Here is a 9,325-nt window from a genome sequence, read left to right on the forward strand (position 1 = left end):
GCCCCCTTCCGCCTTGCCCCCTCGCCGCCTTTCCCGAGACCCTGGCGCGCCTGGCCTCGGGCCTGCCGCAGGCGATCCGCGACATCGCCGAGCCGGCGCTCGCGGACGACGCCGCGGCCTATGCCGGCATGGGCGCGCAGGCCGCCGTGAACGTGCCCTTGATCCGCCTCGGTCGGCTCGCCGGGGTGCTGTTCGTGCACGATCGCGGCCCGCGCGACTGGGCCGCCGGCGAGATCGCCTTCGTGCGCGAGGTCGCCGAACGGCTCTGGGGCACGCTCGGGCGGATCCAGGCCGAGGACCAGCAGACGCTGCGCAACCGCGAGCTGAGCCACCGCCTGAAGAACACCCTCGCGATGGTCCAGGCCATCGCTTCGCAGACGCTGCGCAACGCGCCCGACTTCGAGACCGCCAAGGAGGCGCTGGCCGCCCGCCTGATCGCGCTGGGCAAGGCCCACGACATCCTCCTGACCGGCGCGCGGGAGAGCGCCGGCATCGGCGCGGTGATCGCCGGGGCGCTGGCGATCCACGACGACGGCCAGGCCGGGCGCTTCGCCCTCGACGGGCCGGCGATCGAGGTCGGGCCGAAGGCGGCGCTCTCGCTCGCGCTGATGATGCACGAGCTCGCCACCAACGCGGTGAAGTACGGCGCGCTCTCGGTGCCGGGCGGTCGCGTCGCCGTGACGTGGTCGCTCGAGGCCGACGCGATGGTGCGGATGCTCTGGACCGAGCGCGGCGGCCCGAAGGTCGCGGCGCCGACGCGAAAAGGGTTCGGGTCGCGGCTGATCGAGCGTGGCCTCGCCGGCGCGGTCGGCGGGTCTGTCGGCCTCGCCTACGAGCCCGAGGGGGTGGTCTGCCGCGTCGAGGCGCCGCTCTCGGGCTTCGAGGCCGCCGAGTAGGACCCTGGGGCGCGGCACGAGCGCGGGATGAGATCGCCCCGCCAAAGCGTCTCTTTCGGGAACCGCCACCCGATCCCACATCCGTGCAGATGCTTTTCCGCCGCGCGAGAGCCGACAGCTTGAGCGACCTGCCCGGTCTGGAGACCGCGCGCCTGACGATCGACGGGCTGACGCCCGACGACGCGGAGGCCCTGCGCAGCCTCACTGACGACCCGGCGATCACCGGCGCCGTCGACTTCCTGCCCGCGCCCTTCACCCTGGCCGACGCCCGCGCGCTCATCGCCTCCGGGCGGCGACGCGAGGACCGGTTCTTCGGCGCGCGGACGCGCGAGGGCCGGACCCTCGTCGGCGTCGTCGGCACGCACCTGCGCGGACCCGGCGCGATCGAGATCGGCTACTGGGTCGGCGGCGCCGCCCGCGGGCGCGGCCTCGCCACGGAAGCGGTGACGGGCATCCTGGGCTCGCTGTCGCGCCGCTTCCCCGCCCGCCTGATCGTCGCCGAATGCCGCCCCGGCAACGTCGCCTCCTGGGGCCTCCTGACCAAGCTCGGCTTCCGCGACACCGGCGAGGAGGGCCACCGCCCCGGCCGGCGGCTGATGGCGCTGCGGTGCGGCTGATGCTCCGGGTGGCCGCGACCGCGTGGCCGCGACCGGAACCCGGAGGCGCGTCGAAGCTTGTCCGTTCGGAGCGATCGGAACGGAGGCGGCAATGGGTGAAGATCTCGTGGTGTTCGGCCTCTCGGCCCTGACATTCGTCGGCTTCGTGTTCGGTTACGCGACATCCCAGGCGTAGGCGCCGGGCTGCGGACCGTCAGGCCTCAGCGCACGGAAGCGGCCGCCCCGGCGGGCATCGCCTTGCCGCCGCGATAGATCACCAGCGTCGCGAACAGCCCGAGGGCGCCGCCGAGCGACATCCACAGGCCCGGCGCCGCCTTGTCGCCGGTCGCCTCGATCAGCCAGGTGGCGACCAGCGGCGTCATCCCGCCGAACAGGGCGGTCGCGAGCGAGTAGGCCAGCGAGAACCCGGCGGTGCGGACCTCCACCGGCACCACCTCGGTCAGCGCCACCACCATGGCGCCGTTGTAGCTGCCGTAGAGGAACGAGAACCACAGCAGCACGGCGAGCATCGCCCCGAAGCTGACGTGCCCGACGAGCCAGGTGAGCGCCGGGTAGGCGGTGAGCAGGGTGAGCGCCGAGAACACGATCAGCAGGGGCTTGCGGCCGATCCGGTCGGACAGCGCCCCCATCACCGGCAGCCAGAACAGGTTCGAGACCGCGACGCAGAAGGTCACGAGCAGGCTGTCGGTGTCGGTGAGCTTCAGGACGCTCTTGCCGAAGGTCGGGGTGTAGACGGTGATCGTGTAGAACGCGATCGTGGTCATCGCGACCATCAGCATGCCGAGCAGCACGATCCGCCAGTTCGCGGCGAGCGTCCGGAAGATCTCCGCCGCCTCCGGCCGGTGCTTGCGCTCGGCGAAGGCCTTGGTCTCCTCCAGCGAGTTGCGGATGTAGAACAGGAACGGCACCAGCGCGCAGCCGATGAAGAACGGCACCCGCCAGCCCCATTCCGACATCTGCTCCGGCATCAGGGCATGGTTCAGCCCGTAGCCGATCGCCGCCGCCGCCATGATCGCCACCTGCTGGCTGCCCGACTGCCAGGAGACGTAGAAGCCCTTGCGACCGGGGGTCGCCATCTCCGACAGGTAGACCGAGACGCCGCCGAGCTCGACGCCCGCCGAGAAGCCCTGGAGCAGGCGCCCGACCAGCACGAGGCCGGGCGCCAGCAGCCCGATCGTGGCGTAGCCGGGCACGAAGGCGATCAGCACGGTGCCGGCGGCCATGATCGCCAGCGTCGTGATCAGCCCCTTCCGGCGCCCGACCCGGTCGACGTAGGCGCCGAGCAGCACCGCGCCGAGCGGCCGCATCAGGAAGCCGGCGCCGAAGGTCATGAAGGTGAGCATCAGCGAGACGAACGCGTCGCCCGACGGGAAGAACGCCTTCGCGATGTAGGTCGCGTAGAAGCCGAACAGGAAGAAGTCGAACATCTCCAGGAAGTTGCCGCTGGTGACCCGCAGCACCGCCCCGACCTTCGATCCGGTCGACCCCTCGTATGATCCCGCCACGGCCTCGCCCCCTCTGCTTCGGCCGCGGCCGTTCGGAGCACTGTTCGCCGGGACGGGCGCGGGCTCAAGGCGAGATCGTGAGTCTCCCGGACTTTTGTGATGGTTCGGACGTGCGGAGCCGCTACTCGGCGGCCGCCGCCTGGGGCACCGTGCCCGCGATCCAGGCCGAGAGGTCGGCGCGCGCCCGGTCGGTCAGGGCCTGGCGCTTGAGCATCGCCTTCTCCGGCCCGCGCAGGCGCTTGCCGGTCTCGTTGCGCGGCATCGCGGCGAGCGGCGGGAACAGCCCGAAGTTGACGTTCATCGGCTGGAACGAGCGCGGCTTGGCCGGCGCCTTCACCAGCGCCTCGGCCGTCTCCTCGCCCGGCTCTTCGGGCACGTCGTCGAGGATGTGGCCGCCGGTGATGTGGGCGATCAGCGCGCCGAGCGCGGTGGTCTGCGGCAGCGGCTCCAGGGCGCGGCCCTCGGCCTCCGCCACGGCGAAGCGCCCGGCCATCAGGCCGATCGCCGCGCTCTCGACGTAGCCCTCGCAGCCGGTGATCTGGCCGGCGAAGCGCAACGACGGCCGGACTTTCAGGCGCAGGGTCGCGTCGAGCAGGCGCGGGCTGTCGAGATAGGTGTTGCGGTGGAGCCCCCCGAGGCGGGCGAACTCCGCGTTCTCCAGGCCGGGGATGGTGCGGAAGACGCGGACCTGCTCGGAATAGGTCAGCTTCGTCTGGAACCCGACCATGTTGTAGAGGGTGCCGAGCGCGTTGTCCTGGCGCAGCTGCACGATGGCGCAGGCCTTCACCTGAGGATCGTGCGGGTTGGTGAGCCCGACGGGCTTCATCGGGCCGTGGCGCAGGGTCTCGGCGCCGCGCTCGGCCATCACCTCGATCGGCAGGCAGCCGTCGAAGTAGGGCGTCGAGGCCTCCCACTCCTTGAAGCCGATCTTCTCGCCGTCCACGAGGGCCTGGATGAACGCCTCGTACTGCGCCCGGTCCATCGGGCAGTTGATGTAGTCGGCCCCCGTGCCGCCGGGCCCGACCTTGTCGTAGCGCGACTGGAACCACGCCTTGTCCATGTCGATCGAGTCGCGGTGGACGATCGGGGCGATGGCGTCGAAGAAGGCGAGCGCGTCGGCGCCGGTGATCGCGCGAATCCCCTCGGCGAGCGACGGCGCGGTCAGCGGGCCGGTGGCGACGATGCACGGCCCCCAGGCTTCCGGCGGCAACCCGGCGACCTCTTCGCGGACGATGGTGACGTTGGGATGCGCTTCGAGCGCGGCGGTGACGGCGGCGGAGAAGCCGTCGCGGTCGACCGCCAGCGCGCCGCCGGCCGGGACCTGATGCCGGTCGGCCGCGCGCAGGATCAGCGACCCGAGGGTGCGCATCTCCTGGTGCAGAAGGCCGACGGCGTTGCCGTTCGGGTCGTCGGAGCGGAAGGAGTTGGAGCAGACGAGCTCGGCCAAGCCTTCGCCGTGATGCGCCTCGGTGCCGCGCACCGGCCGCATCTCGTGCAGGACCGCGTGGTGGCCGGCTTCGGCGATCTGCCAGGCGGATTCGGAGCCTGCGAGGCCGCCGCCGACGACGTGGATGGTGTTTCTAGAGCTGGACATGCCCCGGGATACCGGAACGGGCCGGCCCGAAGCAACGGGCCGGCAGACGTCCGGAAGATCAGCCGCGGGCGATGCCTTGGATCTCGAAGCGGTTGATGCCGAGGTCGGCGAGGTCGCGATCGGACAGGCGGGACAGCTCGGTGACGGTCTCGCGGTAACGGAGGTAGGCGCGGAAACGGCTGAGGACGCTACGGGCGGCGGACATGACATTGACCTTTGTTCAGGCAGACGGTGACGACCGCGTGGGCACCGATGCCTCTTGTTGGTGCAATGCACATATAAGCTTGCTGCAGCGCAGCGGCAGGCCGCGCTCGGTGAGCCTGCCATGCAGCTTCGACATGCGCCGCACAACGATTTGGCAAGGTTTTGGAAAGCCTGTTTTCGAGGCTGCCGCGCTGGCGGAGTCGCGCGCATAGGTCGCGGGCGCGTCGTGGCCTGCTCGGATGGCCAGGTCGGGGCGGATGATCTTGCGGTCGTCTGCGCTGAATCGGGGACGCCGGTCGATGCGCCCGCGTAAGACTGTCGTTCCGCGCGATGATCTTGAAAACGACGGCGCCGCACCGCGGAAGATCCGCGATGCGGCGCCGTCGTGGAGGGCCCGGCGTGCGGGCCGTGCGGGGTTTCAGTAGAAGTGGCGCGGCCCGTAATAGGCCGGGCGGCCGTAGAACGGGCGCGGCGGGCCGTAGCCGTAGGGGCCGTAGCCGGGCGGGCGCCGCCAGTACGGACGCGGGCCCCAGTTCGGCCGGCACATGCCCCAGGGATTGGGGTGGAAGCCGGGGCCGCAGCCGCCCGCGACCGTCTCGATCAGCGCGCCGCCGGACAGCGGCGCCAGCGGCAGCGCCTGAGCGGCGGGTGCGAGGAGCACCGCTCCTGCCAGGCCGGCTGCCGTGGCGAGGCCGGCCACACCAAAAGTCTTCACGTGCGTCATGACGCGATCTCCTTCGATGTCCGGCCAGGAAGGGAATGGCCGGGCAGCGGGAAATCTACGTCGTCCCGGATGAATTTCCACTGACGGACGTGTTGTCGGGCGTACAGCCAAGCCTGGTGGCCAAGCCTGGTGGCCAAGCCTCGCAGCCAAGCCGAGGCGGCCGGGTCAGTGCAGCGGCGGGCTCATCAGGAAGCGCTCGCGGTCGCCAGAGACCAGGGTCGGCTTCATCGCGCGGCCGTCGCGGCGGATCGTCAGCGGCACGCGCACGCCCGCCTCGCCGAGCGCCCAGACGCTGCGGAAGAAGTCGGCGAGGTCCGCCACCGGCTCGCCCGCCACCGCCTCGATCACGTCGCCCGCGCGCAGGTCCGCCGCCTCGGCCGGGCCGTTGTCGGCCAGCCCCATCACCACGACGCCGTCCTCGCTCTCGGTGGCGTAGAGGCCGAGCCAGGGGCGGGCCGGACGGTTGGCGCGCCCACGCGAGGTCAGGTCGTCGAGGATCGGCGGCAGCAGGTCGATCGGCACCACCATGTTGATCGCCCGCGGACCCGACGTGCCGCCCTGCTGGAGCTGGAGCGAGCCGATGCCGAGGAGGTCGCCCTCCGGGCCGATCAGCGCGGTCCCGCCCCAGTTCGGGTGCGAGGGCGCGGTGAACAGCGCCTCGTCGAGGACGTACTCCCAGTAGCCGGCGAATTCCTGCCGGGCGACGATCTGCGCGGCGACGCAGCGCTGGCGACCGCCGGCCCCGGCCACCACCGCCCGGTCGCCGATCTTCAGGCTGCCGGAGGAGCCGAGCTTGAGCGCCGGCACGCCCAGAGGCCCGAGGGCCTGGACCAGGCCGAAGCCGGTCGCGGCGTCGAACCCCATGACGTGGCCGGGCACGGAGCGGCCGTCGTTGGTGGTGAGCCACACGCTCTCGGCCTCGGTCACCAGGTATCCGATGGTCAGCACGAGGCCGTCCTCGCCGATGACCACGCCGTTGCCCGCCCGCTCGGTGCCGAGCGTCTCGGCGGTGAAGGCCTCGGCCGGCACGCGGGCGGAGAGCTGGACCATCGCCGCCAGCGCATGGTCGAGGTCGTAGCCGTAATCGCCCGGCTTCGGCTGCGTCGAAGCCGGGATTTTCCAGTCACCCTGCGAGGCCATGCCGCGTCGGTCCTTCGAGATGTCTGCGCTCCGGCGCGGGGCCGGAGGGTCGGTCGAATGTTTCGGATACGCACGCGGCGTACCTTGATCAGGGGAGATAGGACGCGCCGTCGGCGAGCGACACCCCGGCAGGGCGACGCGGCGGCGGCGTGCGAGCGCGACCGTCATGGGATGCCGCCTTTCCGCTTTCGCATCCCGCGGGAGAACCGCGGCAATCGGGGCGCCACGGCTTCTCATCACCGCAGAATGCGCTAACCCTTGCCGCAACGGTCCCGATCGATCGCCCTCGCCGGCGGGAGGACCTGCGAACGGGACGGGGGACGATCTTTGGGCGACGACGCCACCCTGCAGCGGATCCTGCGCGCGATCGCCGGCGGCGACGCGGGCGCGCTGCGCACGCTCTACGACCTGACCTCACCGAAACTTTACGGGGTCATCCTGCGTATCCAGCGGGATCGGAGCGTGGCCGAAGATGTGCTGCAGGACGTCTACCTTCGGGTCTGGCAGGCGGCAGGTTCCTACGCTCCTGAATCAGGGCGGCCGATGACGTGGCTCTGCGCCATCGCGCGCAACCGCGCCATCGACGGGATCCGCCGCAAGGGCGAGGTCCAGGGACCGGTGCGCGAGGACGGCGAGGACTGGGTGGAACGTCTCATCGACCCGCACGACACCGAGGCGGCGATCGTCGGGCGCGGCACGCTCACGGCCTGCCTCGCCCGCCTCGACGCGGCGCAGCGCGCCTGCGTGATGCTGGCCTATTGCGAGGGCTGGTCGCGCGAGGAGCTGGCCAGCCACTACGACCGTCCCGTGAACACCATCAAGACCTGGCTGCACCGCTCGCTCGGCGCCCTCAAGGGCTGCCTGGAGGAGCAGGCATGAGCGCAGGATCCATGGGTGCCGGACCCGAAATCGAGCGCGACCAGCGCGCCGCCGAATACGTGCTCGGCACGCTCTCCTTCGACGAGCGCGCCGCGTTCGAGCTGGAGCGCGCCGTCGACCCCGCCACCGCCCGCGCGGTGACGGCGTGGGAGGAGCGCCTCGGGCCGCTGGCCCTCGCCGTGCCGGACGAGACGCCGCCGGACCACGTCTGGCCCGGGATCGCCGGGGCGCTGGCGCGCGCCGCGGCGCCGGGGGCTGCCGCGGCTTCGCCTGCGCATCCGCCCACGCCCGCCAACGACGACCGCGTGATACGCCTCGGCGCCCAGGTCCGGCGCTGGCGCCTGGCCGCGGGCGGCACGGGGCTGCTCGCCGCCGGGCTCGCGCTGTTCGTCGCGGTCGGCGGCCGGCGCGACGAGCCGGCGCCCGGCACGCGCTACCTCGCCGTGGTGCAGAGCGGCGGCGCGCTGCCGGCCCTGGTGCTGCGGATCGATACGAAAGCCGGCACCGCCGAGGTGCGCCCGGTCGGCGCCGAGACCCCCTCCGGCAAGAGCCTCGAGCTCTGGTACATCGGCGCCGGCGCCTCGCCCAAGGCGATCGGCCTCGTCGGCCCCGCGGCGACCCGGATCGCCCTGCCCGCGGAGACCGCGGCGAGCGGACTCATCGCCGTCACGGTCGAGCCGCCCGGCGGTTCGCCGAACGGCACGCCGACCGGACCCGTGGTCTATTCCGGCACGCTGATCCGCGAGTGAGGCGGACGGCCCGGCGGCCTGGGATGTCTTGACGCCGAGACGTCCTGACCTTCGAACGAAGAACGCCCCGGACCGCGAGGTCCGGGGCGTTCTTCGTATCGTGCCGCGGTCCGGCGTCTGGGCCGGACCGCGGCCGCGCCATCAGGGCTGCAGCACGCCGTTGATGACGTGGATGACGCCGTTCGACTGCATCACGTTGGCGATGGTCACGGTGGCGGTGTTGCCCTTGGCGTCGGTCACGTAGACCTTCTTGCCCTTGGAGGTGACCACCAGGGGCTCGCCCTCGACGGTCTTGAGCTGGGCCTCGCCGCCGCCCTTCTTGACCTCGGCCATCAGCTCCTTGGCGGTGTAGACGCCGGAGACCACGTGATAGGTCAGGATCTTGGTGAGGGTGGCCTTGTTCTCGGGCTTCACCAGCGTCTCGACCGTGCCGGCCGGGAGCCGGGCGAAGGCGGCGTTGGTCGGCGCGAACACGGTGAACGGGCCCGGGCCCGACAGGGTGTCGACGAGGCCGGCGGCCTTCACGGCGGCGACCAGCGTGGTGTGGTCCTTGGAGTTGACCGCGTTCTCGACGATCGTCTTGTTGGCGTACATCGGCGCGCCGCCGACCATCGGGTTCTTGGCGAAGGCGGCGACGGGCGCGGCGCCGAGGGCGAGCGCGAGCGCGAAGGTGGCGAGGCGGGAAGCGTGATGCGACGTCATGGCGTGTCCTGACCGTTCGTAGGACCCCGGCGACCGGGGGTTACGGGCGCTCTTACGGGACGTCGCGCGGAAAGGTTTCGGCGCGGGCGCGTTTCCGGCGCCGCCAAGCGTCCGAAAACGAAAGACCGCCCGATCCTCGTGGATCGGACGGTCTTTCGCTTCAGGCCCGATCCGTCGCGGATCGGGCCGTCGGGTCGTGCGGCTCTCAGTACTTGCGGACGAGGGGGGTCGGCGCGGGGGCCGGGGCTGCGACCGAGTAGAGCGGCGCGATCAGGCGGATGAAGCCGTCGGTGGAGTAGTTGTCGCGGGTGCGGC

At 71.8% G+C, this 9,325-nt stretch carries 10 protein-coding genes and 1 pseudogene; 4 read left to right on the top strand and 7 right to left on the bottom strand.

Annotated elements, in window-relative coordinates; translation table 11 throughout:
- Together FV234_RS24205 and FV234_RS24210 are read left to right on the top strand one after the other, a co-directional pair.
- A partial coding sequence (locus FV234_RS24205; protein ID WP_147832173.1) for an HWE histidine kinase domain-containing protein occupies positions 1–896 on the top strand: 896 nt, incomplete at its 5' end.
- 89 nt (positions 897–985) lie between these two features.
- On the top strand, positions 986–1,513 hold the full coding sequence (locus FV234_RS24210) for a GNAT family N-acetyltransferase (protein ID WP_147762614.1): 528 nt from the start codon (positions 986–988) through the stop codon (positions 1,511–1,513).
- A 200-nt stretch (positions 1,514–1,713) separates the two neighbouring features.
- On the opposite strand, the gene FV234_RS24215 is transcribed toward FV234_RS24210, so the two are convergent.
- From FV234_RS24215 to FV234_RS24235, 5 genes are all read right to left on the bottom strand, one after another.
- Entirely contained in the window at positions 1,714–3,018 is a 1,305-nt protein-coding gene (locus FV234_RS24215) for an MFS transporter (RefSeq protein WP_147754279.1), read from the bottom strand.
- Positions 3,019–3,139: 121 nt separating this feature from the next.
- Complete coding sequence (trmFO, locus tag FV234_RS24220) at positions 3,140–4,612, bottom strand: methylenetetrahydrofolate--tRNA-(uracil(54)-C(5))-methyltransferase (FADH(2)-oxidizing) TrmFO (RefSeq protein WP_147762571.1); 1,473 nt, start codon at positions 4,610–4,612, stop codon at positions 3,140–3,142.
- A gap of 58 nt (positions 4,613–4,670) precedes the next feature.
- Positions 4,671–4,817: a DUF1127 domain-containing protein gene (locus FV234_RS24225; RefSeq protein ID WP_147754277.1), complete on the bottom strand. Its 147-nt coding sequence runs from the start codon at positions 4,815–4,817 to the stop codon at positions 4,671–4,673.
- A 417-nt stretch (positions 4,818–5,234) separates the two neighbouring features.
- Positions 5,235–5,540 (bottom strand): hypothetical protein, encoded by a 306-nt coding sequence (locus tag FV234_RS24230; protein WP_147762572.1) that lies wholly within the window; start codon positions 5,538–5,540, stop codon positions 5,235–5,237.
- Between the two features lie 165 nt (positions 5,541–5,705).
- The gene (locus tag FV234_RS24235; RefSeq protein ID WP_147762573.1) at positions 5,706–6,680 is read right to left on the bottom strand and encodes a S1C family serine protease; all 975 of its coding nucleotides are present in this window, start codon (positions 6,678–6,680) and stop codon (positions 5,706–5,708) included.
- 327 nt (positions 6,681–7,007) lie between these two features.
- On the opposite strand from FV234_RS24235, the gene FV234_RS24240 reads away from it, so the two are divergent.
- On the top strand, positions 7,008–7,559 hold the full coding sequence (locus FV234_RS24240; protein ID WP_147762574.1) for a sigma-70 family RNA polymerase sigma factor: 552 nt from the start codon (positions 7,008–7,010) through the stop codon (positions 7,557–7,559).
- Complete coding sequence (locus tag FV234_RS24245; protein ID WP_147762575.1) at positions 7,556–8,308, top strand: anti-sigma factor; 753 nt, start codon at positions 7,556–7,558, stop codon at positions 8,306–8,308. The genes FV234_RS24240 and FV234_RS24245 overlap by 4 nt, the downstream gene beginning before the upstream one ends.
- A gap of 141 nt (positions 8,309–8,449) precedes the next feature.
- On the opposite strand, the gene FV234_RS24250 is transcribed toward FV234_RS24245, so the two are convergent.
- Together FV234_RS24250 and FV234_RS26835 are read right to left on the bottom strand one after the other, a co-directional pair.
- Positions 8,450–9,010 (bottom strand): fasciclin domain-containing protein, encoded by a 561-nt coding sequence (locus FV234_RS24250; protein ID WP_147754815.1) that lies wholly within the window; start codon positions 9,008–9,010, stop codon positions 8,450–8,452.
- 205 nt (positions 9,011–9,215) lie between these two features.
- A pseudogene (locus FV234_RS26835) lies at positions 9,216–9,325 on the bottom strand (transporter); the annotation flags it as partial.

Source organism: Methylobacterium sp. WL8, assembly GCF_008040045.1.
Classification (GTDB): domain Bacteria; phylum Pseudomonadota; class Alphaproteobacteria; order Rhizobiales; family Beijerinckiaceae; genus Methylobacterium; species Methylobacterium cerastii.